The organism is Collinsella aerofaciens (genome assembly GCF_025289055.1).
Lineage (GTDB): Bacteria > Actinomycetota > Coriobacteriia > Coriobacteriales > Coriobacteriaceae > Collinsella.
Map to the genome: position 1 here is coordinate 1 of NZ_JAESIQ010000018.1, position 21,743 is coordinate 21,743.

General features: G+C 62.4%; 15 protein-coding genes. 8 read left to right on the forward strand and 7 right to left on the reverse strand.

Going from position 1 to position 21,743, the window contains the following annotated elements:
- Positions 1-506: 506 nt before the first annotated feature.
- Complete coding sequence (locus tag JMJ97_RS06485) at positions 507-2,807, reverse strand: LTA synthase family protein (RefSeq protein ID WP_260699584.1); 2,301 nt, start codon at positions 2,805-2,807, stop codon at positions 507-509.
- 213 nt (positions 2,808-3,020) lie between these two features.
- Here JMJ97_RS06485 and JMJ97_RS06490 point away from each other — a divergent pair, with 213 nt between their 5' ends.
- The 5 genes from JMJ97_RS06490 (at position 3,021) to JMJ97_RS06510 (ending at position 8,768) form a co-directional block, all read left to right on the forward strand.
- Complete coding sequence (locus JMJ97_RS06490) at positions 3,021-3,869, forward strand: nitroreductase family protein (RefSeq protein WP_118388490.1); 849 nt, start codon at positions 3,021-3,023, stop codon at positions 3,867-3,869.
- Positions 3,870-4,028: 159 nt separating this feature from the next.
- Positions 4,029-6,056 (forward strand): KUP/HAK/KT family potassium transporter, encoded by a 2,028-nt coding sequence (locus tag JMJ97_RS06495; RefSeq protein ID WP_035138754.1) that lies wholly within the window; start codon positions 4,029-4,031, stop codon positions 6,054-6,056.
- A 30-nt stretch (positions 6,057-6,086) separates the two neighbouring features.
- A complete protein-coding gene (locus JMJ97_RS06500) occupies positions 6,087-6,311 on the forward strand; it encodes a hypothetical protein (protein WP_260699585.1) in 225 nt (74 codons plus the stop codon).
- 113 nt (positions 6,312-6,424) lie between these two features.
- Positions 6,425-8,050 (forward strand): ATP-binding protein, encoded by a 1,626-nt coding sequence (locus JMJ97_RS06505; RefSeq protein WP_260699586.1) that lies wholly within the window; start codon positions 6,425-6,427, stop codon positions 8,048-8,050.
- A gap of 4 nt (positions 8,051-8,054) precedes the next feature.
- A complete protein-coding gene (locus tag JMJ97_RS06510; RefSeq protein ID WP_260699587.1) occupies positions 8,055-8,768 on the forward strand; it encodes a response regulator in 714 nt (237 codons plus the stop codon).
- Positions 8,769-8,861: 93 nt separating this feature from the next.
- On the opposite strand, the gene rlmKL is transcribed toward JMJ97_RS06510, so the two are convergent.
- A complete protein-coding gene (gene rlmKL / locus JMJ97_RS06515) occupies positions 8,862-11,420 on the reverse strand; it encodes a bifunctional 23S rRNA (guanine(2069)-N(7))-methyltransferase RlmK/23S rRNA (guanine(2445)-N(2))-methyltransferase RlmL (RefSeq protein WP_260699588.1) in 2,559 nt (852 codons plus the stop codon).
- Between the two features lie 75 nt (positions 11,421-11,495).
- On the opposite strand from rlmKL, the gene JMJ97_RS06520 reads away from it, so the two are divergent.
- The gene (locus JMJ97_RS06520) at positions 11,496-12,323 is read left to right on the forward strand and encodes an HAD-IIB family hydrolase (RefSeq protein ID WP_260699589.1); all 828 of its coding nucleotides are present in this window, start codon (positions 11,496-11,498) and stop codon (positions 12,321-12,323) included.
- 193 nt (positions 12,324-12,516) lie between these two features.
- On the forward strand, positions 12,517-13,221 hold the full coding sequence (locus tag JMJ97_RS06525) for a transaldolase (RefSeq protein WP_199576330.1): 705 nt from the start codon (positions 12,517-12,519) through the stop codon (positions 13,219-13,221).
- Positions 13,222-13,602: 381 nt separating this feature from the next.
- Here the strand turns inward: JMJ97_RS06525 and JMJ97_RS06530 are convergent, their stop codons facing one another.
- The 4 genes from JMJ97_RS06530 to JMJ97_RS06545 all read right to left on the reverse strand — a co-directional run bounded on the left by JMJ97_RS06530 (position 13,603) and on the right by JMJ97_RS06545 (position 19,475).
- On the reverse strand, positions 13,603-15,750 hold the full coding sequence (locus JMJ97_RS06530) for a Tex family protein (protein ID WP_260699590.1): 2,148 nt from the start codon (positions 15,748-15,750) through the stop codon (positions 13,603-13,605).
- A gap of 410 nt (positions 15,751-16,160) precedes the next feature.
- Complete coding sequence (locus JMJ97_RS06535) at positions 16,161-17,201, reverse strand: Gfo/Idh/MocA family protein (RefSeq protein WP_260699591.1); 1,041 nt, start codon at positions 17,199-17,201, stop codon at positions 16,161-16,163.
- Between the two features lie 69 nt (positions 17,202-17,270).
- Positions 17,271-18,527 (reverse strand): MFS transporter, encoded by a 1,257-nt coding sequence (locus tag JMJ97_RS06540; RefSeq protein WP_260699592.1) that lies wholly within the window; start codon positions 18,525-18,527, stop codon positions 17,271-17,273.
- Positions 18,528-18,593: 66 nt separating this feature from the next.
- A complete protein-coding gene (locus JMJ97_RS06545) occupies positions 18,594-19,475 on the reverse strand; it encodes an SDR family NAD(P)-dependent oxidoreductase (protein WP_118934451.1) in 882 nt (293 codons plus the stop codon).
- Between the two features lie 233 nt (positions 19,476-19,708).
- Here JMJ97_RS06545 and JMJ97_RS06550 point away from each other — a divergent pair, with 233 nt between their 5' ends.
- The gene (locus tag JMJ97_RS06550) at positions 19,709-20,587 is read left to right on the forward strand and encodes a LysR family transcriptional regulator (RefSeq protein WP_215693943.1); all 879 of its coding nucleotides are present in this window, start codon (positions 19,709-19,711) and stop codon (positions 20,585-20,587) included.
- A gap of 16 nt (positions 20,588-20,603) precedes the next feature.
- Here the strand turns inward: JMJ97_RS06550 and JMJ97_RS09610 are convergent, their stop codons facing one another.
- Entirely contained in the window at positions 20,604-21,695 is a 1,092-nt protein-coding gene (locus JMJ97_RS09610; RefSeq protein ID WP_260699594.1) for a GGDEF domain-containing protein, read from the reverse strand.
- Positions 21,696-21,743 lie beyond the last annotated feature (48 nt).

Sequence of the window (21,743 nt, forward strand, 5' to 3'; positions counted from 1 at the left end):
GCCACGGCGTTGCGGAATAGCCTTAGGCGCAGGGGGCGCTGACGCGGCCCCCCCCTCTTACACCACAAAAATTCGCGCGATCTCCCAATGAGAGCCAACCGGAAACCACGTCCCAGAATCAGCCCCCAAAGTGGGACGCACTTTCCCAACGAGCCTCAACCGGAAAATACATCCCGGAATCCAGCTGAATAGTGGGACACACTTTCCCAATCGGGTCCCAAGCGGAAACTGCATCCCATTCCAGACAAGAATTCCGGGACACACTTTCCGCAAACAAAGAAGGCCACATAACGTGGCCTTCAACTTATATATGTTCGGCGATACACCCAAGACAAGCCACGCCCCAACATCAGGGAGTCTGTCCAGGCGGAGGCATATAAGGTTCATCGCGAGTTCCGCACGCAAAGAAGGCCACTTAATGTGGCCTTCGTCTTGCGCAGGACTGACCGAGCAGGGAACCTTACGTTCCGCGTCGCCGGGCAGACGAACCAGTTATGAGCGACCCGCTACTTGATCTTGGTCGTGCCCGGTGCCAGGTTGGGGTCGGTCTCGTTGGCCTCGGTCTGGAAGTGCTCGGTGTACACGTTCTTGCCGTCGCGGAACATCTCGTAGTACTGCATCTTGGCGTAATCTTCGCGCGCCTTGGTGGCGGCTGCGGCGGCGGCATCGTCACCGGTGACGTTGGAGGAAAGCGCCCAGCGCAGGCTGGCGTCCTCGTAGCCCACCGAGTTGATGGCGGGCAGCGACTCGCGCAGCGTCATGTGCGCTTTCTGGTAGTCGGTCAGCGGTGCGCCGATCAGCTGCATAAGCTGCGTGGACAGGTAGTTGGTGGACAGGTCGTCGACCTCGCTCGTCTGGTCGCAGCCGGCAACGTCGTAGTTGGCCCAGATGATGTAGTCGGTCTGCCACAGACGTTCCTGGTGCGTGGCATCGTCCTCGCCGGTAAACCACTTGTCGTTGAACTTGGACGGGAAGAACGGCTGGTGGTCGCCCCAGAACACCACGACTACCTTACGGTCGAGCTTGCTCAGGGCGTTGAGGAAGTAGCGAAGCGCCTGGTCGGACTGCTCGATGCACGAGACATACTCGTCGACATCGGAGAGCGTGCCGTCCTCGACGGTCTTGGCATCCAGATCGGTCGTATCGATATTCAGGTGCATCTGCTTATCGACCGGCAGCAGACCCGTATCGTAGCCCGAGTGGTTCTGCATGGTCACGTCGAAGATAAACTGCGGATCGGCGTTCTGGTCGAGCAGCTCAAGAATCTTGTCGTAGGTAGCCTGGTCGGTCACCATGCCGCGCAAGGTGTCGGCTCCCTGGAAATCGTTGATGGACAGGAACTGGTCAAAGCCAAAGTCCTTGTAGACGTTCTCGCGGTTCCAGTTGGTTGCGTGATTGGGGTGCATAGCCGTGGTGGAATAGCCGAGCGATTTGAACTGCTCTGCCAGGTTCCCGGTCGTTTCCATGTTGTAGATGGTGTAGGGGTACACGCCCGAGCCCAGGTTGGCCATGGAGTTGCCGGTCATAAACTCAAACTCGGTATTGGCGGTGCCGCCGCCGTAGGCGCTCACGTAGAGCTTGCCGCGGCTGAGGCAGTTGGACAGGCTCTTAAAGTACTGCGGACCCTCGTAGCCGGCGCGCATGTTCTGGTAGATCGACAGATCCGAGAACGTCTCGTTCATGATGGCGATGACCGTGGGCTTCTCGCTGTCGAACTGCTCCTGGGCGGCGGCGCGCTCGTCGCTCTTGGCCGCGTCGGACTTGTCGTAGGCCTTGGCGTACTTTTTGAGCGTGGCCTTGGCATCGTCGACGGAGTAGTCGGCGGGTTTGGGTGGCTTGATGGACTGTGCCGCACTAATAAAGGCAGGCAGGTAGCCCTCGCGCCAGTAGCTCTCGAGCGGACGCCAGGTGTAGACGGTGATGCCGAGAGTGTTGTAGTAGTCGATGAGCGTAACATGCGCGGTCACACCGCCCAGGCACAGCACGGCCACGAGCAGGTTGGTGAGCAGCATGCGCTTGGCGTTGGCGGCGCCCTTCTGACGGTGCGGTGCCACCAGGCCAGCGTACTCGCACAGCAGCATGGCGATGGCGGTAAAGCCCATGGACAGCACACAGAACAGCGAGATGGAGAAGGTGTAGCCGGTGCCGGCGACCGCGGCGGCGGTGGAGATGGCCGAAAGGTCGCCCGGCTGGATGGGCATGGACTTAAACGTGATAACGAAGAACTCGGCAATGCCCAGGATAAAGAGGGCAAAGGCCAGGACCGCGGGGGCTGCGCCGTGGCGCTGGAATAGGAAGAACAAGCCGACCATGAGCGTGGTGATGATGGCCCACTCGAGCAGGATGCACAGGGGGTAGACCCAGGTAAAGTCGTGGTTGGACGATACCTCCATGCCCAGCAGCGCAAAGACGCCGGCGAGCAGCAGGCACAGGACGGCGGCGACGAGCGGTTTGCCCACAAAGGCGCCGCGCAAGCGGGCGAGCTTGCCGGTGGGGGCGGGGGCGTCGGGCGCGGCGAACGCAAAGACGCGCGGGGCGATGCGGTCGCGTGCGATGCTGGCCCAAGCGCAGCCGGTGAGGATGGCGTTGGTCAGGATGAGCATCACAAAGGCGAGCGGCTCGTTTTGAGCGACGAGGCCCACGGCGCCCCAAATAGTCAAAAAGACCTGGAACAGGCCGAAGGCGACGCTCCACCCAAGAGCGCTTTTGGCAACGGTGCCCGACTGAGCGCGAATGGCCTTGGCCTCGCGCAAGACAAGGTAGACGGTCGCCGCAAGACCGACGAGCGAGATGGCGGCAGCGAACATGCTGAGACTCCTCACAAACTAAAACGTACGAAAGCGGGGGTTTACCCGATTGTTACCAAGATATGCGCTGCAATTGGTGTCTGCGCACAACAACCAGCCATATTAACGCGCACGTGTGGCGGTGTGGCGCAATGTAGTGGCGACCTGCGCGATAATGGACGGGAATTACACGGAAACGTAAAGGCTTCTTAAAGAATTAGCGAGGATGAGGCGATGAACGAGCAGGTTTGCACCAAGGCTGTGGATACGTGTGGCTATCCGGTCGAGACCACGGGCAATGCGGTGCTGGACACGTTGGAGCACCGTTCCTCCACGCGTGCCTTCGCGCGCGATGACGACGGCCGCCCCGTGGCGGTGACCGACGAGCAGCGTGCGGCGATTCTGCACGCAGCGAGTCGCGCTCCGTCGGCGGGCGCCATGATGATGTATTCCATCGTGAGCATTCGCGAGCAGGCTACGCTGGACCGTCTGGCCGACCTGTGCGACCACCAGCCCATGATCGCCAAGGCGCCCTGGGCACTAATATTTGTGGTCGATTATGCCAAGTGGATCGATCTGTTTGAGCACGTGGGCTGCTTTGAGCCCGAGTTTGTCGAGCGTACGGGCAAGGCGCCCCGCCGCGCGCCGGGTTTGGGCGACTTTGCCATCGCGGCCCAGGACGCCGTGATCGCTGCGCAAAACGCCGTGGTTGCCGCCGAGGCCCTGGGGCTGGGGAGCTGCTACATCGGCGATATCGTCGAGAATGCCGAGGAAGTTGCCGAGCTGCTGGACTTGCCGCCCTATACCATGCCGCTGTCGATGCTCATCATCGGCACGCCCCGTAAGGAGCGTCCGGCCATTGCGCATCCCGTGGTGAACCTGGTGCACGAGGAGCGCTACTGCCGCGCCGATGCCGCGACCATGGACGCGCAGGTGGCCGAGATGGACGCGATGTTCCGTCCGCATGCCCGCGAGGTGGGGGAGCGCGTCGTGGACATCTATACCCGTAAGCACACGAGTCCCTTTATGGCCGAGATGAGCCGCTCCATGGAGTGGTGGTTCAAAAATTGGCTTGGAAAATGACGAATGTGACAAAGGGAAAGTCCCTTTGTCACATTCCATATCGCCGAGGTGGCTTAAAGGCTGTATAAATGTTTATCTAGCTGGGAAAACAGTGCCATTCAAACATGGGCCGATTACCTATAATTCCTTCGAACATTAAAGTTGGGAGGAAACCGGCTTATGGAACAAAAGGCCAAGGAGGCAGCTTCGCACGCTGCGATTCCTGTGAGCATCTCGGCGATGCTCGTCACGCTGGGCGTGGTGTACGGCGATATCGGCACCAGCCCTATGTATGTAACCAAGGCGCTCGTTGCCGGCAACGGCGGCATCGGAAGCGTCACGGAGGAGTTCGTGCTCGGCGCGCTCTCCCTTGTCGTGTGGACGGTCACGCTGCTGACCACCATCAAGTATGTGCTCATCTCGCTGCGCGCCGATAACCATGGTGAGGGCGGCATCTTTGCCCTGTACAGCCTGGTCAAGCGCTGCGGCAAGTGGCTTATCATCCCCGCCATGCTGGGAGGCGCCGCGCTGCTCGCCGACGGCATCCTGACGCCGGCCGTTACCGTTACCACGGCCATCGAGGGCCTGCGCACCATCCCGGCGGTCCATGCCGTGCTGGGCGATGACCAGGGCCGCGTCGTCGCCATTACGCTCGCCATCATCATCGTGCTCTTCTTGGTGCAGCGCATCGGTACGGCCAAGATCGGTCACGCCTTTGGCCCCATCATGACGCTGTGGTTCCTGTTCCTGGGCGGCACGGGTCTGTTCTTTGTCTTCCAGCACCCCGCCGTGCTGCTGTGCCTCAACCCGGTGCGCGGCATCGCCTTTTTGCTGAGCCCCAACAACCACGCGGGCATCATGATTCTGGGCAGCTGCTTCCTCGCCACCACCGGTGCCGAGGCGCTCTACTCCGACATGGGCCACGTCGGCCGCGGCAACATCTACGCTACCTGGCCGTTCGTTAAGTGCTGCCTGCTGCTTTCCTATATGGGCCAGGGCGCTTGGCTTATGAACAACGCTGCCAACCCCGAGCTCATGGGCATTGCCGACCTCAATCCGTTCTACCAGATGCTCGCCCCGGGCCTGCGCCCGTTTGCCGTCGGCCTTTCCACCGTCGCGGCCATCATTGCCTCGCAGGCGCTCATCACCGGCGCATTCTCGCTGGTGTCCGAGGCCAGCCGTCTGGACCTCATGCCGCACATGCAGGTCTTCTATCCTGCCGAGACCAAAGGCCAGCTCTACATCCCCATGGTTAACAACGTCATGCTTGTCGGCTGCGTCATCGTGGTGCTGCTGTTCCAGAACTCGGCGCATATGGAAGCCGCGTACGGCCTTGCCATTACGCTGACTATGATGTGCACCACGCTGCTGCTCTTCTTCTACCTGCACGAGGAGCGCAAGCTCAAGGTTGCTCCGTGGATCTTCGCGGCTTTCTTCCTTTTGCTCGAAGGCTTCTTCTTTGTGAGCTCGCTCACCAAGTTCTTCCACGGCGGCTACTTCACCATTCTCATGGCTGCACTCATCATGGGCATTATGGTGTGCTGGTACAACGGCACGGCGGTCGAGCAGCGCCAGTTTACGCTGCTGCCGCTGCGCAGCTACCTGCCGCAGCTCAAGCGCCTGCGTGACGACGACCGTTACGAGCGCATGAGCGACAACGTCGTGTACCTGACCAAGGACACCCATACCGACTACATCGACCGCGATATCGTCTATTCGATTTTGGACAAGCATCCCAAGCGCGCCCGCGCCTGGTGGTTTGTGAACGTCGAGACCATGGACGAGCCGCATACCTTTGCCTATTCGGTCGAGACGTTCGGCACCGACTACGTGTTCCGCGTGCATCTGTACCTGGGCTACAAGATCAACCAGCGCGTCAATGCCTACCTGCGTCAGGTTGTTCAGGACCTGGCTGCCACCGGCGAGCTGCCGCCGCAGACGCATGACTACTCGGTCTACAAGGATCCGGGTAACATCGGCACGTTCAAGTTCGTCCTGATCCGTAAGCTTCTGGCGCCCGAAAGCGATGTGGAGCCCAGCGAGCGTACGGCCATCACGCTCAAGTACATCATCCGCCGTGCCGCCGGCACGCCTGCACGCTGGTACGGCCTGGAGAACTCCAACGTGAGCTTTGAGTACGTGCCGCTGTTCACCAAGTTCAAGGCCGTGAACAAGATGCAGCGCCTGGCCCCCAATGAGCGGCCGTAGACGCCGGTGGCTACACGGAGTTAGTTTTTGATGGATAAGCATGAGGCCGGGGAGGCAAACATGGATACAAAGGCGCTCGATGGCCGTGAGGCGGTGGTCGAAATGGTTCGTGAGGCGCGCGTTGACGCCGCCGAAGATCGGTTCTTTACGAATCGTGCCAACATGGACATGGCCGATCGTGTGATTTCGGTCGTGGTGACGGTGTTTGCCGTGGCGTGCGTTTGCGCGCTGCTCGCGCACGTGCTGTTTGTCTAACGATCGCAGGCTGCAAAGGCTATACACTTGGAACCACCACAAGGGGAAACCACCACAAGGGTGCCTGTCCCCTTTGTGGTGGTTTTTGTTTTTGAGAGAGGGGCGGGGCGCTGATGGACGTCCGTACGGACGGCGATATTGCCGATAGCTTTTGGTGGCGGCGCACAACGCTGACGCGCCGCACTCCTCTGTATGACGCCTGCGTATCGGTGGGGCTGCTGGTCGCGGCGACGATTGTGGGCGCGCTGCTCGACCATCCGGGTCTCGCGCCGAGCATCATGATCGTCTATGTGTTCGCCGTTCAGCTGTGCGCATTCTTTACCTGGAGTCGCCTGTATTGCTTGCTGAGCTCGGCTGCCGCCGTGGCGCTCTACAACTTCTTGTTTGTCGACCCGCGCTACTCGCTGTCGCTTATCGACCGCGGCTATCCCGGCATGTTCTTCATCATGTTCGTGGTCTCGCTTGTGTCGAGCTCGATTGCGTTGGCCCTGCGCCGCGCCTTGGCACAGGCTGCCGCCAGCGACCGCCGCACGCATATGGTGCTCGAGACCAACCGCATGCTGCAGCAGTGCGCCGATCAGCATCAGATTGTCCATGCCATGGCCACGCAGCTGGCGCGTCTTTCGGGCTGCCCGGTCGTGTGGTACAGCGCCGACGCCGAGGGCGATGACCTGCTGCCGCGTGCGACGTACACGGCCGTGGGCGATGCCGCGCCGGTGCACGAGCTGGCGCCGCAGATGCCGCCGCGGCTCTCGGCGTCCGCCTATGTGGGAACGCCGCTCGATGCCACCTATGGCGGCTCGGCGTTTTATGGCATCTACCTGACGGTTCGCACAGGCGACGGCTTCGTGCGCTCGGGCGACCCCGCCTCGGTGGTGGGCGTGCTGGCTATCGTTGCCGAGCCCGACGTGCTGACGCATGAGGAACGGACACTTGCCGATGCCATCGTGAGCGAAGGCGAGCTGGCGCTCGACCGCGCCCGCGCCATGGAGGCCCGCGAGGAGGCGGCGGTGCTCGCCAAAAACGAACAGCTGCGCGCCAACCTGCTGCGCTCCATCTCGCACGATCTGCGCACGCCGCTTACCAGTATTTCGGGCAATGCCGATGTCCTGCTCGACCAGGGTTCGACCGGCACCGCGGTGCTCGATGCCCAGACGCGCCGCGGCCTGCTTCTATCCATTCGCTCGGATGCGCTGTGGCTCAACGCCACTGTCGAGAACCTGCTCGCCATCACCAAGCTCGAGGACGGCGGCATGCATCTGTCGACTACGCTCGAGCTCATGGACGATATCGTCGAGGAGGCGCTGCGCCACGTGAACCCTGCCGTGCGCGAGCACGACCTTAAGGTGGTGGCGTGCGATGAGCCGGCGCTCGTCAACGTCGACGCGCGCCTCATGGTGCAGCTGGTGGTCAATCTGGTGAACAACGCCATCACCTATACGCCCGCAGGCTCGCATATCGTGATTTCGATTGGCGTCGACGATGGATGCGTGGCGTGCTCGGTGGCCGATGACGGCCCAGGCATTGCGCCCGAGGACCGCGAGCGAATCTTTGAGTCGTTCTACACCGCCAACCACGGTTTGGCCGACAGCCATCGCAGCGTGGGCCTGGGTCTTTCGCTTTGCCGCTCCATTGCGCTGGCGCATGGCGGTAGCATAGAGGTTGCCGCGGCGGACCCGCACGGCTCGGTCTTTACGATTGAGCTTCCCGTCGCCGACGTTTCGTTTGATAAGGAGTAGCGCCGTGCCGAACTCTGCCGTAAAACCGCTCATCTTGGTCGTTGAGGACGACCCCGCCGTTCGCAATCTTATCGTTGCCGCGCTCGAGGCGCACGGCTTGCGCCATATGGCCGTGGAGACCGCCCATGCCGCCATCGCCGCCGCCTCATCGCAGGCACCGAGCATTGTGCTGCTCGATTTGGGCCTGCCCGATATGGACGGCGTCAAGGTGGTGGAGTCGGTGCGCGCATGGTCGGGCATGCCGATCATTGTGGTCTCGGCGCGCAGCGAGGATGCGGACAAGATTCGCGCACTCGATGCCGGCGCCGACGACTACCTGACCAAGCCGTTTTCGGTCGAGGAGCTGCTCGCGCGCATTCGCACGACGCTCAGGCGTCTCTCGTATGCGCAGATTGGCATGGGTACGTCCGAGGGCTCGTTCGATACCGGTGAGCTGCATATCGATTTTGATGCCGGCATCGCCACGATGGATGGCGAGGAGCTGCATCTGACGCCGATCGAGTACAAACTGCTATGCCTGCTGGCGCATAACGCCGACAAGGTGCTGACGCACCAGTCTATCCTGCACGAGATTTGGGGCACGGCAACCAAGAGCGACCTGGCGAGCCTGCGCGTCTTTATGGGCACGTTGCGTAAGAAGATCGAGTCCGACCCCGCGCACCCGCGCTATATCCAAACGCACGTGGGCATCGGTTACCGATTGGTCACCCAAGGTTAGATCGCCAACCACCATCCCAATATGAGTTGCGGTGAAATAGTTCCTGTTTGGGCCTTTACCAGGCTTTTTAGGAACTATTCCACCGCAACTTTGTTATTTGCCCTTGGGCTTGCTGGCGTAGAACTTCTTCTTTTTGAGCTTGCCGGCAGGAGAGGGTTTGCCGGCAAAGTTCGACTTGCCGTTGCCGGCCTGCGCGTGCGCGGGTACTGCCGCACGGGGCTTGCAGGCCTCGGGATTGCGCAGTTCCTCGGTTCGCTCTGCAATCTCCTCGGCGCTAAAGCCGACCTCGGCCATGGCGTCCTCGATGGGCAGGCGGCGCACGATATAGCAATGGTGCACCTTCTGATTGCGCGCGAAATCCTCGGGGATGGTCTGTGCCGTAATGTCCTCCAGCACCACGCCCGCGCGTGCGAGCTTGCGCGTCTCGGGACGGAAGCCGCGCAGGTTGCAGCTAAAGATGGCATGCCCGCCCTGTGCGAGCAGGCGGGATACGCCGGCCAAAAGCTCAACATGGTCGCGCTGGACATCCCAGGTGCGGCGGCCCATCTTGGACGAGTTCGAGAACGTGGGCGGGTCGACAAAGATCAGGTCCCAGCGGTTGCGCGTCTGGCGCTGGTCACGAATCCAGGCGAGCACGTCGTCGCGCACAAAATGATGCTGCGGTCCCACAAAGCCGTTTTGGCGCATGTTGCGCTCGGCCCAGTCCAGGTAGGTGTTGGAGAGGTCGACCGTCACGGTCTCCTCGACGCCGCCGTCCGCCGCGTAGCAGGTGGCGGTGCCGGTATAGGCAAACAGGTTGAGGAAGCGACGCGCCTGCTTGGCGTGCTCGCGCACCAGGTTGCGGGTGACGCGGTGGTCCAGGAAGATGCCCACATCCAGATAGTCGTCAAAGTTGACGGCAAAGGTGAGTCCACCCTCTTCGATGAGCGGCAGGCGACGGCGAGCGATGTTGGCGCGCTCGCCCGATCCGCCCTTGCCGGCGCCCTGCTTGCCGTACTGCGAGCCGCCGCGCGAACGCATGCGGGCCTTGGCGTGCACATGCTCGGCCGGAACATCCAGGATACGCGGCGCGATGGCCAAGATGTCGAGCATGCGGGCCTGGGCCAGCGCGGGGTCGATGGTCTTGGGCGCGGCGTATTCGGCGATGATGAGCCAGCGGCCCGGCGTCTGCGGGCAGCCCTCGTACAGGTCGATGGCGGCGGAGTAATCGGGCAGGTCGGCATCGTAGACGCGGTAGCAGCTCACGCCCTCGCGCTTGGCCCACTTGCGGCGCAGACGGGCATTCTTGCGCAGGCGGTTGGCGAACTGCTCCGACTCCGGGATGAGCACGGGCAGTGGCTTGCCGTCGCCCAGGTCGAGCGTGGCGGCAGGTTCGGGCGTGGGAGTATCGGCGGCTTCGTCATGAGCGTCTGCGGTCTGTTCCTCGGCATCTGCGCTGATTGCTGCTTCAAATGCCGCGGCGGCGTGGTCGATCGAGGGCCAAATCTCAATAGCCGCCTCCTCGTTGTTGGGCATGACGGCGATCGAGCGCTTGGGCTCGGCGTGGAGCGCGCGGGCCAGCAATCCGTCGCGGGTGAGCGCGGCGACCGGTGCCGAAGCGAGCTCGGGCGCGCGGCGCAGCTCGCCGACCAGCGTCATGGCGTCGTGCATGAGCGAAAGCGGGGTCTCGGTGGTGTCTGCGACCACGGCGGCACTGGCGACGGCGCCCGCATGGTCCAGCACGGTGGCGGGCTTGGCGGCACAAAAGTCGACAAAACGCTTGTAGCCGGCGCACTTGGCCATGCGCTCGGCAGTCTTGCGGGCGGCGGGGTCGATGTCTACGGCCACGATGCGCGCCTGGCGCTCGCGCGCTGCCGCCCCGCGCTCGCGCGCCTCGGCAAGCAGCTGCTCCCACAGAGCGGCGTCGTGCAGCTGCCAGCCCTCAAAGCCCCAGCGCTCGCGTGCGGCGCCCGGGGCGCGGTCGGTCAGAATGTTCACGGCCTCCAGCAGCAGACCGCCGCCGGCGCACGAGGCATCGATCAGCGTGGGAAGGGCTTCGTTCTCGTAATCGTCGGCCGTCAGTTCGCGCTCGCATAGTGCGGTCCAGCCGACCTGCGCCAGCACCAGGGCGGCGTAGTCGGGGCGCAACACGTGTGCGCCCTCGCCGGCGCGGGTCGCTGCGGGCGGCAGGCGTTTGAACAGCGGGTCGCCCGAAAGGTCCAGGCTGATGCTCGCGCGGCGCTGACGCAGCGAAAGCAGCAGGTGAACATCGGGATCGGCGGCGTCGACATCGGCGCGACGGCCCGTGGTTTCGGCCAAGCGGTCGCACAATGCGTCCTTGGCGCGCAGGGCCGAGAAGCGCGTGTTGCGCAGCTGCTCGGTCACGCCGCGGGCGGTGATGGCGATGGTGGCGCCGGGGCGGATGATGGTCTCCCAAGCGATGTCGTAAACGCTGTCGTACAGTTCATCGGCATCCTGCGCCTCAAAGCGCCCGAGTACCACGAACACGCGGCTCGCCAGGCGTGACCACAGACAGGCGCGGTAGCCTTCTTCGAGCTCGCCCTCAAATGTAGCGCGGCCCTTCAGCCGGCGAACATGCGAAAGCCCGAGGCGTTTAAGCTCATCGGCGAGTGCGGACTCAAAGCCCTCGGGGCAGCTTGCGTAAAATTCCATGGGTGACCTCTCTGGTTGCGTCGCTCCATTATATGATGGATACTTCGTTTACTCTCGCCCCCGAAAGGAACCCATATGATTGATGCGTGCCCCGATTCCGCCGTGCTCTTTTTTGACGTGGACGGCACGCTGACGTCGTTCGATCCCGACAACATGACCGACAAGGACTTTTCGGCGGCTTGCCCCTCGCAGGCGGTCGTCGAGGCGTTTCATCGCCTGCGCAATGCGGGTCACCAGGCATTTATCTGCACGGGTCGTCCCTTGTGGCTGATTGCCGATGGTCTGCGTGCTTTGGAGCCTGCGGGTGTCGTTGCCATGGCGGGGGCGACGCTCGAGGTCGAGGGCCGCGTGGTGCATGAGGACTGCTTTGACGAGGGCGTTATCGCGGAGCTTGCACGCCGTATGGCCGCGGCAGGGATTGAGGCCTTTTTCGAGACCAACGTGGCTACTTTTGCCCTGGAACCCGCGGGCGTTGAGCAGTCGTCTCTGGTCGGCACTTCTGTGGTGCACAGCGCCGAGGAAATGCGCGTCGACGGCAGTCTGCGCGTGGGCAAGGTGTGCATCGTCGCGAGCGACCTGGCTCGCGTAGCCAACGATGATGGCTTTATCGATCGCGAGTTTGAGCTGTGCAACACCGGTGGTCAGAATCGCGAGCTGAGCCCCAAGGGCATTGACAAGGGCGTGGGCGTGGCGCGAGCGCTGGAATACCTGGGTCGCACCGGCAACGCGCGCACCTTTGGCTTTGGCGATTCCGGCAACGATCTGGGTATGCTCGCCGCTGTCGAGACGGCCGTGGCCATGGGCAACGCCATGCCCGAGGTCAAGGCGCTCGCCGACTACGTGACTGATGATGTCGCACACGACGGCACCGTCACAGCGATGCAGCATTTCGGCCTCATCTAATGAATCCCGCGTTCTGACGTTTGCCCAAACTGCGACTCTTTGCTTTTACATGCTCAATCGATTTATCAATCCAAACACTGAGGTGTTTATACCGTTCGCCGAGAAGATAAAAAACCGCAGCTCACGCCTTGATAAACGTAGGTAAAGTGTTTAGCAGTTTATCGGCCGTATGCTAACGAAAGGAATCAGGCAGATGGCAATCAAGGTGTTCGCTGACGGTGCAAACCTCGAGGGCATGCTCGACATGTACGAGAACGGCAACGTTCAGGGTTTCACGACCAACCCGTCCCTTATGAAGAAGGGCGGCGTGACGGATTACCGCGCGTTTGCCAAGGAGGTCCTGACCCACATCACCGATGTGTCCGTCTCGTTTGAGGTCTTTGCCGACGACGTCGAGACCATGGAGGTCGAGGCCCGCGAGATCGCTACCTGGGCCGAGAACGTCTACGTCAAGATTCCGTGCGTGACTACCAAGGGCGAGTCCACCGCCGAGCTGGTGCGCAAGCTTTCGGCCGACGGCATCAAGGTCAACGTCACCACCATCTTTACGCCTACGCAGGTCGATGAGATGGTCGAGGCCGTCGACGCCGAGACGCCGTCCATCATCTCGCTCTTTGCCGGCCGCATCGCCGATACCGGCGTCGACCCCATTCCGTTTATGACGGAGTCGGTTAAGAAGGCCGCCGCAAAGCCCAACTGCGAGGTCCTGTGGGCGTCCACGCGCGAGCTCATCAACATTTACCAGGCCGAGGCCTGCGGTTGCCAGATCATCACGGTGCCCAACAGCATCCTGGCCAAGCGCAAGAACATTGGTCGCGACCCGTACGAGGTCTCGCTCGACACCGTGCGCGGCTTTGCCAAGGATATCGCGGCGCTCGGTTTCCATATCCTGCCGTAGCGCGAACACCGACTGTACCGTGGGCTGTTCGCCCCGGCCTTTCCTTTCCCTATCGCTCACGCGCTCCGCGAGGGTCGCGCTAGGCAAAGGAAAGGCCGGGGCTGCCGGCACGAGCTTGCCAGCAAGTTGGCGATTGGCTTCCATATCCTGCCGTGGGCAAAGGTACCCCCGCCTGCGCCGTGCAAAATTGAGAGTATTCAGCAAGGTAAAGGTCTTTATCAGTTAACCGAAGCATGGAACGGCCCCCGTTTTGGCTCTGACGACGCTAAAACGGGGGCTGTTTTTTGCTTTTTCGTCTCTGAGGGGCATCCGGAACGGTGGAATTTGCAGAATACTCGCGATTTTGCACATCGCTACAGGGGGTACCTTTGCTTTGGCGGTTTACTTGCCCTGCACCATGGTGAGCGAGATCTTCTTGCGGTCGCGATCGACTTTTTCGACCCACACCTTCACCGTGTCGCCGACGCGCACCACGTCGCTCGGGTGCTTGACAAAGCGGTTGGCCAGCTTGGAGATGTGCACGAGGCCGTCCTGGTGCACGCCCACGTCGACGAAGGCGCCAAAGTCGACGACGTTGCGCACCGTGCCCTTGAGTTCCATGCCAGGTTCCAAGTCGTCGATGGAAAGTGCCGAGCGGCTAAAGACCACCTCGGGTGCGTCGTCGCGCGGGTCGCGACCGGGCTTCTTGAGCTCGTTGACGATGTCGATGAGCGTCAGGGTGCCGCAGTTCAGATCGCTTGCCAGCGTCGAGATGCTGCCCAGACGGCGCTCGATGTCGGGCACGCCGCCGCGGCTGAGCTCGCTGGCGGAAACGCCGGCGCGCTCCAGGACGGCCGTGGCCACCTCGTAGCTTTCGGGGTGGACGCTCGTGGCGTCGAGCGGGTTCTTGCCGCCGCTGATGCGCAGGAAGCCCGCGGCGTTGAGGTATGCCTTGGGTCCCAGCTTGGGGACCTTCTTGAGCTGGCGGCGATCGGTAAAGGCGCCGTTTTCCTCGCGGTACGCCACGATGTTCTTGGCCACGCTCGGCGTGATACCCGATACGTATCCCAGCAGGCTCGCGCTCGCGGTGTTTACGTCGACGCCCACGCGGTTGACGACGTCCTCCACCACATGGCCCAGGGTGCGCGAGAGCTCGGCCTGGTCAAGGTCGTGCTGGTACTGGCCAACGCCGATGGACTGGGGCGGAATCTTGACGAGCTCTGCCAACGGGTCCTGCAGGCGGCGGCCCAAGCTCATGGCGCCGCGCACGGTGACGTCCAGGTCGGGATATTCCTGGCTGGCGAGCTCGGAGGCGGAGTACACCGACGCGCCGGCCTCGTTGACGATGGTGTATCGCAGTCCGGGTGCCTGCTCGGCAATGAACTCCGAGACGACTTCCTCGGTCTCGCGGCTGGCGGTGCCGTTGCCGATGACGATGGTGTTGACGCTGTCCTTCTTGACGAGGCGGGCGAGCTCGCGCTTGGTGCCGGCGACGTCGTGGCGCGGCTTGGTGGGGTAGACCACGCCGTGGTCGAGCAGCTTGCCGGTCTCGTCCATGACGGCGACCTTGCAGCCCGTGCGGTAGCCCGGGTCGAGCGCGAGCACGCGGGCGCCGCGCACGGGGCGTGCCGAGAGCAAGCCTTCGAGATTCTTGGCAAAGACGTTGATGGCCTCGGTCTGGGCGCGAACGGTGAGTTTGGCGCGGGCCTCGCGCTCCAGCGAGGGGGCCATGAGGCGCTTGTAGCCGTCGGCGATAGCGGCGTCAAAGACGGGCGCGAACACGCCCTGGCGGCGGGGCCAGCGGCTGCCGAGGCGCGCCGTGGCAGCCGCGCTGTCGACGTTCACGCGCACGCGGAGCTTGCCCTCGCGCTCACCGCGGTCGATAGCCAGCACGCGATGGTTGGGTATACGGCGCAGTGGCTCATCATAGCTGTAGTACGGCTCGTAGGGAGTTTTTTCGGCGGGGTCGGTGGTCTCGACGACGATGTCGGCGGTGTTTTGCGTAAAGGCGCGCAGGTCGGCGACGTTCTCGGGGTCTTCGGCCACCGTCTCGGCCACGATGTCGGCGGCGCCGGCGAGCGCCTTCTCGGGCGTGTCGAAGCCGGCCTCCTCGTTGACGTATGCCGCGGCGGCGTCGAGTGCGCTGCCCTTGGCCGAGGCCTGCATGATGATCATGTTGGCGAGTGGCTCCAGGCCGGCCTCGCGGGCCTTCTGCGCGCGGGTCATGCGCTTTTTGCGGTAGGGCTTGTAGAGGTCCTCGACACGCTGGAGCTGCGTGGCCTCGCGAATCTGTTGCTCGAGCTCGGGCGTGAGCTTGCCCTGGGCGTCGATAAGCAGAATAACGTCCTCTTTGCGCTGCTCAAGATTGCGCAGGTAAGACAGACGCTCGTCGAGGGCGCGCAGGGCGACGTCGTCCATGCCGCCCGTTGCTTCCTTGCGGTAGCGCGAGATAAAGGGGATGGTGTTGCCCTCGTCGATGAGCTTGACGGCTGCCTCGACGTTGGCGGCCTTAAGGTTGAGCTCGCGGGCGAGCTGGGCGATAAGATCCATGGGACTCCTTGCGTTTAAGGTGCGTTTGCAGCACAGAGCTACCAAGGATACCACCCGTCCCAAAAGACTGTTTTGGGCCGTGCCACGAAAATGACCTATCTACTACGTTTAACCCGTATGGGTCGGCCATCCCCCGGTTTTCCGAGAATACGCAAGCCGTCTACCTGCAGTTTTAATTTCGCGAAATTAGGCATGGTTGAGAGTAATCGGTTAAACGTAGTAGATAGGCCCATTTCGTGGCGAACGAATCAAGCCTAGGTGCAAAATAGCTCCCGTCCTAGAAAAATCGTCGGCAAGGTAGCAAAAAGCCCCGCGGGCAGGAGGCTGCTCGCGGGGCAAAGAAGAGGGGCTTATTGGTGGCGGACCGAGGGGTTCGGCATGGGGTATCTGCCGCGGTTCGCCCTAAGGCATTACAGCTCGACGAGCTGGCCGGTCTCGGCGGCCTCCTTGATAGCGTTAAGCAGCGTGAGCGTCTTGACGTTATCGGCGGGGGTCACGACGGGCTCGACCTCGCGGCGGACAACCTTCACAAAGTGCTTGAGCTGCATCTTGTGCGGCAGTGCCGGGTCGACGGCCGGAATCTCCATCTGCAGCGGCTTGTGCCAGTTGGAGGCGCCGTCGTAGGAGAACTGGTGCAGGCGGGGCAGCGACAGGGCGCCCTTAGTGCCGCCGATAAAGTAGGCGTCGGCGTCGAAGGGGCGGTACTGCGGATCCTCGCGAGCGGTTGCCTCCCAGTTCCAGGGGCTGGCGGTGGCGTCGGAGATGGTCATGCTTGCGAGCGCGCCATCGGCAAAACGGACGTTGACCACGGCGGAGTCCTCGGTCTCAAAACCGCGGGCGGCGCTGGACTGCATACCCTGGACGGCAACAGGCTCGCCCAGCAGATAGCGGAGCAGGTCGACGTCGTGAACCAGGTTGACCAGGATCGGGCCGGCACCCTTCTTGCGGCGCCACTCGACATCGAAATACTCGTCATTCTTATAGATCATGTAGTGGAAGCTCGACACGGTGAGCTTGCCCAGCTCGCCGGACTCGATGATCTCCTTGGCCTTGTTGACGAAGGGGTTGTGGCGACGGTGCTGACCTACGAGCACGGGCACGCCGGCGGTCTCGGCCTCGGCGGCGAAGACCTGGGCATCCTCGAGATCGTTGGAGATCGGCTTTTCGATCAACGGCACGATATTGCGCTTCACAGCCTCGCGGGCAACGCCCAGGTGCAAGTCGTTGGGGGTGGCGATAATGACGGCCTCGGGTTTGACCTCGTCCATCATCTGGGCGGGATCGGTGTAAAACGGCACGCCGGCGGCCTCGGCCGTGGCGCGAGCGCCCTCAAAGGCGTCGGCGATGGCGACGAGTTCGGCCTCGGGTTCCTCGGTGACAAAGCGGATGTGGTTGCGGCCCATGGCGCCGGCGCCGATAACGGCAATGCGGACGGGGTTGAGCTCAGACATTTCGACTCCTTAATACTGGTGACCGGTGGGATGCGACAAAGGGGCTGTCCCTTTGTCGCATCGGTAAAACTAGGCGGACTTCTTCTTGCTGTCGGAGACCATCATGTAGACGGTGAGCACGACGGCGATGGCGGCGATCACAATGGCGCCGTAGAAGGACTGCTGGTAGGCGGCGCTGCCGGCCTCGGCGTGATACAGCACGGCGGTGATGGGCTGGCTGATCCAGGTGGAAGCGGCATAACCCAAAAACATGATGCCGTAGTTGACGCCGATGTTGCTGGTGCCAAAGGCGCCACCGGTGAGCGGCGGGTAGATGACGAGCAGAGCGCCAAAGCTAAAGCCGAGCAGGGCGAGCGCCACAAAGAACATGCTCTGCGTAAAGCTCATCGACATGATGACGAGTGCGACGATGGTGACGACAAGGCTGATGAGCAGCGACTTATAGGCGCCGAGCTTGTCGATGATCTGGCCAAAGGACAGACGGCCGACCAGGTTGGCGCAGGTGTTGACGGAGACGACCACGCCGCCGAGGGCGACGGCCGCGGCGCTCGTGGGGTCGGCGAAGAGCTGGACGGCGGCGATGGAGGCAACCTTGCCCACGAGCAGGGTGCCCGCGGTGGCGGCAAAGGCGAAGGTGACGATGAGGACCCAGAAGCGCGGGGTCTTGACCATCTCGCCCGGGGTGAGGTCGCCGAAGGTGCCGGCATGCGCGCCACCCTTGGGGGCCTCGAAGCCCTCGGGCAGCCAGCCGGCCTCGGGGGCCTTCAGGAACAGGGCGGAGGCGGCGATTGTCACAAAGAAAATGACGCCGAGCGCCTTAAGGGCGCCAAAGATGCCCAGGCTCGGGATGAGCAGCGAGGCGAGCACCGGGGACAGCACGGCGGGACCGGCGGTCGAAGCGGCCAGGGTGATGCCGGAGGCGAGACCCTTCTTGTCGATGAACCACTTTTGGCCGGTGGTGAGCGCGGGGTTGTAGCCCAGGCCGTTGCCGATGGCGGCGACGAGCGAGAACCACAGGTAGAACTGCCACGGCTCGGTGACGGTGCCGGACATGAACCAGCCCAGGCCGTAGCACGCGGCGGCGGCGATCACGACGTTGCGCGGGCCGATCTTATCGGAGATGCGGCCGGCGAAGATGCCCGTCACGGCCATGATGGTCTGAAAGACCGGGAAGGCCCAGGTAAGAGCGCTGGACCACTCGGGGTAGACGGCGAGCAGGTTCTTGCTCACGACGGAATACAGCGCGATGGAGCTGATGAAGAACATGGTGACGCACGCGGCGGAAAGCACGACGGCGCGACCCTTGTTGGAGTTGGTGGAAGCCATTGGACTCTTTCTAATCGATACGGGGGAGGAACAGGCGTGTCTGCGGGTCCTCCCTGTCGGGTTGGTTTACTGGTCAGTCGGCTTGGCGACGCCGGACTCATCGGACCAGAGCTCGACACCCTTGTTCTTAAGGTAGTTGTCGGCATAGGCGCGACGGCCGCCGGGTTTGGCGGTGAGGTCGCCCATCATGTTGGAGAAGCCGCCGTCGACCTTGATGGCGTCGCCGGTGGTAAAGTCCGAGCGCTTGGACGCCAGGAACATGACGGCGTTGGCGATATCGCTGACCTCGCCGATGCGGCGCGTGGCGATCAGGCGGCTGCGGCTCTTTTCGACCTCGGGGTCGGCGTAGAAATTGGCCGACATCGGGGTCTTAACGAAGCAGGGCTCGACGCAGTTGGAGCGGACGCCGTAGGGGCCCCACTCGGCGGCGAGCATCTTGGACATCATGTTGACGCCCGCCTTGGTGGAGCTGTACACGCCCGAGAACGTCTCGGGGGAGTGGCTGGCGACGGTCGAGATGTGCACCAGGCGGCCCTGGCCGGCCTTGATCATCTCTCGACCAAAACGCTGCGAGGTGATGAAGTAGCCGGTGAGGTTGACGTTGAGCACCTGCTCCCAGTCGCTCAGCGGCAGGTCCTCCATGGCGGCGAAGCGCAGGATGCCGGCGGTGTTGACGAGGACGTCGACACGGCCGAAGTCGGCGATGGTGGCGTCGACGGCGGCCTGAACCTCGGCCTCGTCGGTGGCGTTCATCTTGTAGCCCTCGGCGTGGATGCCAAACTCGGCGGCGAGGTCGGCGGCTGCGGCCTTGACCTTTTCCTCGTCCAGATCGAGCAGGACGACGTTGGCGCCGTTGCGGGCGAACTCGCGGCAAATCTCGACGCCCATACCGCCGAGCGCGCCAGTCACGGCGCAGACATCGCCCTCGAGCTTAAGCCAATTGCTCATAGGAACTTCCCTTCTTGTGCCTCCCGGTGGGTCGCTCCCATTAATCGACCCACGTGGTTTTCGCTGGTTATCGTATGCTTTACATTTGCGCAGGTGAATTGCATATTTGTTAGAATGGCGTTAACCAATGGTTTATAGCTCGCAAGACAATGCGCCTTTAATTGAGTGTGTGACCTGCCAAAAAGACCCCCTTCGGCAGTGCATGGGCATACGTCTGGAAACAGGAGATTGACGTGTACGATCGACGACTCGAGGCCATATCGGCCGCCGCTGAGTTGGGAAGCTTCTCGCGGGCGGCGGCAAAATTGCGCGTGTCGACCCCGGCGCTCGTCAAGCAGGTGTCGGGCTTCGAGGCCGAGTTTGGCATCACGTTGTTCGAGCGCTCGCATTCTGGTGTTAAGGTGACGCCGGCAGGTGCTCTGCTGGTGGACGATGCACGTTCGATCATGCGGCAGTCCGAGGACGCGCTACGCCGTGCCCGACGCGCGGCAGGCGATGGCGGGGCCGTGCGTCTGGGCGTGTCGATGATGTGTCCGGGGCGCCAGACGCTGTCGATGTGGACGGGCGTACACGAGCTGGAGCCATCGTTGCGCTTCGAGATCGTGCCGGTGAGCGACCTCTACGACGAACGCGAATCCGTCATGCGCAGCCTTGGTCGCGAGGTGGATGTAGTGCAGTCGAGTTTTTCGACCCCGCGCTGGGGTGATGCCTGCCAAAAGCTCCGCATCGTTAACGTGACGTTTTATATCGACGTGCCACGGACGAGCCCGCTGGCGCGCAAGAAACGCATTACGGTTGCCGACTTAGAGGGCATGCGCCTGCGCGTGCTCCGCCACGGCAACGACGCTATGGACAGCCTGCGTATCGATCTGTTGGCAGACGGCGGCGTGGACGTGATCGATGTGGACAGCTTCGACTTTGCGCTCTTTAACGAGGCGGAGGAAAAGGGCGACGCGGTACTCACCTGCGGAGCGTGGTCGGGGGTGCACCCAGCCTTTGTGGGCGTGCCGTTCCTGTGCGGCCGCGAGGTGCCGGTCTTTCTGCACTACCCGCTCGAGCCCACCCTCCAAGTCCAAAAATTCGTCAACGCCATGGCCCAACTCCTCAAGTAGCTCATTTAGGACGGGTTTAGCGGTCCTCGCGTTGCGGGTCGGCTGTCTCGGCTGCCTTTACGCGGTTCTTATCGACGTACATGTTCTTGTCGGCCTGGGAAAAGAGCTCGCGCATCGTAGGCGGTTCATCAAAATCACTGGAAAGCGCATAGCCCACCGCATAGCTGATAGGCATGTCGGGGTGAGCCTCGGAATACTCGTTCACGTTCGTACGAACCCGAGCGAGACAGGACTCCACGGCAGCCCGATCGGCATCCCACAGCACCGCGATAAACTCATCGCCGCCGTCGCGGCCCACAAAGCACGTCTCGGACGCCACACTTCCCAGTTGCCGGGCAAAAGAACGGATGTATTCGTCGCCCTTCTCGTGGCCGAAGCTGTTATTGACCGTATGTAGATTGTTAAGGTCGAAGACGCACACCGCAACGGGCGCCTCCGCGGAGACAGGCTGCTCCTGCCCCAAGACCTCCTCGCACTTGTTCTTGTTGGGCAGTCCCGTGGCTTCGTCGAGATAGACTTTGCTCTGCAGCTCGCGATTGAGCGCGGCAGTTCGCACCGCGCGAACAAGCTCGACCGCAAAGGTCGCCACCAAGCCCACGATGTCGATGATCACCAAGCCCTCGAGATAGTTGAGCGCCGACGCCTTCTCCTGAGAGTAGTCCTCTGCGAGTCGCGTAGCATCGTCGCAAATGCCAAAGAACTCCTCGCTCATGGAGATGATGTCGGTGTTCTCGTAGCCGACTTCGCGCACGCGGGCAATCTCGGTGCGAAGCTCATCAAAGTAGTTTGCAAGCTCGGTCATCTTTGCCTGATACTCGTCGTCGTCGAGACGGACGAGGTTGAGGTCGTCACTTCCGTAACGCAAACCGTTGATGTATGAATCCACGGCTTTGAGCAGGTCATCTTGAGGCTGGCCCGCGTCCTCGAGCTTAACGATTCGCTGCGTGGTACCGCGCACCAGACCGGCATAGTTGACCACGCGTGCCGTGCCCTGGATATCGGAGACGAGCAGCATAACATTGATGAAGAAGAAGATGAGAACTGCCGTGAGCACCATCATGAGCAGGCGCACCGCCTGGCTGGCCTTCTTGGCGACAGAAGTGTTCACAAGTTCACTTCCCTAAATGACAAAAGAACAGGTAGCACGCAGTGTGCT

Bases quoted from the DNA above. Each gene is read 5' to 3' on its own strand.
- JMJ97_RS06485 (WP_260699584.1), bottom strand. From the start codon at position 2,807: ATGTTCGCTGCCGCCATCTCGCTCGTCGGTCTTGCGGCGACCGTCTAC.
- JMJ97_RS06490 (WP_118388490.1), top strand. From the start codon at position 3,021: ATGAACGAGCAGGTTTGCACCAAGGCTGTGGATACGTGTGGCTATCCG.
- JMJ97_RS06495 (WP_035138754.1), top strand. From the start codon at position 4,029: ATGGAACAAAAGGCCAAGGAGGCAGCTTCGCACGCTGCGATTCCTGTG.
- JMJ97_RS06500 (WP_260699585.1), top strand. From the start codon at position 6,087: ATGGATAAGCATGAGGCCGGGGAGGCAAACATGGATACAAAGGCGCTC.
- JMJ97_RS06505 (WP_260699586.1), top strand. From the start codon at position 6,425: ATGGACGTCCGTACGGACGGCGATATTGCCGATAGCTTTTGGTGGCGG.
- rlmKL (WP_260699588.1), bottom strand. From the start codon at position 11,420: ATGGAATTTTACGCAAGCTGCCCCGAGGGCTTTGAGTCCGCACTCGCC.
- JMJ97_RS06520 (WP_260699589.1), top strand. From the start codon at position 11,496: ATGATTGATGCGTGCCCCGATTCCGCCGTGCTCTTTTTTGACGTGGAC.
- JMJ97_RS06525 (WP_199576330.1), top strand. From the start codon at position 12,517: ATGGCAATCAAGGTGTTCGCTGACGGTGCAAACCTCGAGGGCATGCTC.
- JMJ97_RS06530 (WP_260699590.1), bottom strand. From the start codon at position 15,750: ATGGATCTTATCGCCCAGCTCGCCCGCGAGCTCAACCTTAAGGCCGCC.
- JMJ97_RS06535 (WP_260699591.1), bottom strand. From the start codon at position 17,201: ATGTCTGAGCTCAACCCCGTCCGCATTGCCGTTATCGGCGCCGGCGCC.
- JMJ97_RS06540 (WP_260699592.1), bottom strand. From the start codon at position 18,527: ATGGCTTCCACCAACTCCAACAAGGGTCGCGCCGTCGTGCTTTCCGCC.
- JMJ97_RS06545 (WP_118934451.1), bottom strand. From the start codon at position 19,475: ATGAGCAATTGGCTTAAGCTCGAGGGCGATGTCTGCGCCGTGACTGGC.